The organism is Streptomyces colwelliae, assembly GCF_048158785.1.
In the GTDB taxonomy this organism is placed as follows: Bacteria; Actinomycetota; Actinomycetes; order Streptomycetales; family Streptomycetaceae; genus Streptomyces.
This window is the reverse complement of sequence record NZ_JBLTJC010000830.1, coordinates 1-1,004: the sequence shown is the minus strand read 5'-3', so window position 1 is coordinate 1,004 and position 1,004 is coordinate 1. Positions and strand designations below refer to the sequence as shown.

General features: G+C 74.7%; 1 protein-coding gene. It reads right to left on the bottom strand.

What is annotated here, in order from left to right; all coding sequences use genetic code 11:
- Positions 1–1,004: winged helix DNA-binding domain-containing protein (locus ACNFOC_RS54660; RefSeq protein ID WP_416966350.1), on the bottom strand; the 1,004-nt coding region annotated here is incomplete at both ends.

Sequence of the window (1,004 nt, the reverse complement as noted above, 5' to 3'; positions counted from 1 at the left end):
CCCCGCAACCGTTCCGCCGCCACCCCGATCGCGGTCTCCGCATCCCGGCCGACGCCCTCCCGGTCGAGGATCCGCCAGGCGATCTCGCCGTCGGGGCGTTGGGCCCAAGCGCCGACCACCCGTCCGTTCCACCACACCGTCGGTCCCACGTTGCCGCTTCCGTCGAACAGGGCGGGGCGCAGCTCCGGGGCCAGGTACCAGTCCCGCGCCTGCCAGCCCATCGCCGTCGGGTCGAGTGCCGGCAGCAGGGCCGCCCAGGGCTCCGTGGGACCGGCCAGGGGGGCGAGGTCGCCCGCGGCGACGTAACCCGGCCCCTCGTCCAGTGACACCGGCTCCGCGCCGATCGTCGTCAGCGCCCTGCGGACGTCCGTCACCCGCCACCCCGTCCACCACTTCAGGTCGGCCTCGGTGGCGGGGCCGCACGCCGCGAGCCAGCGGCCGAGGAGTGCGGCCTGGGCCTCGGCGACGTCCAGCTCGGGGTGTTCCGGCGCCACCGCCCAGCGGAACTGGCTCGACGTCCACGAACCCAGTGGCCTGCCCCGTACGACCTTCCCCTCCACGCCCAGCACCCTCAGCAGCCGGGTCGAGACGGTGTGGACGCCCTCGTAGTTCTTCCCGGCCGCGTACACGAACTGTTCCCTCAACCTCGGTTCGTCCACGGCGAGTTCGGCCGCCGTCGCCTGTCCGCGGAACGCCAGCGCGGCCAGCAGCGCGCCCTCGACCTCCTTCAGCCAGGCCGCGTCCGGCGCCCCCGCCTTCGCCATGTCCTTGAGCAGGGAGGCCCGTTCACGCGCGGCGACGGCGAGTCCGGTCGAGGCGTGCACGGTCGCGGTCAGCCCGGCGGGGAACACGAACACCGTGTGCCGCATGCCGTGCATACGGAGCAGGGCGCGGTCCTCGTACAGAGCGCGGGCGGTCTCCGCGACGGTGGGGGAGGGGTCGGCGAGGCGGGCGCCCACGGCCAGGTACACCGTCGAGGGGTCCGTGCCGTGCAGGGCGACGAG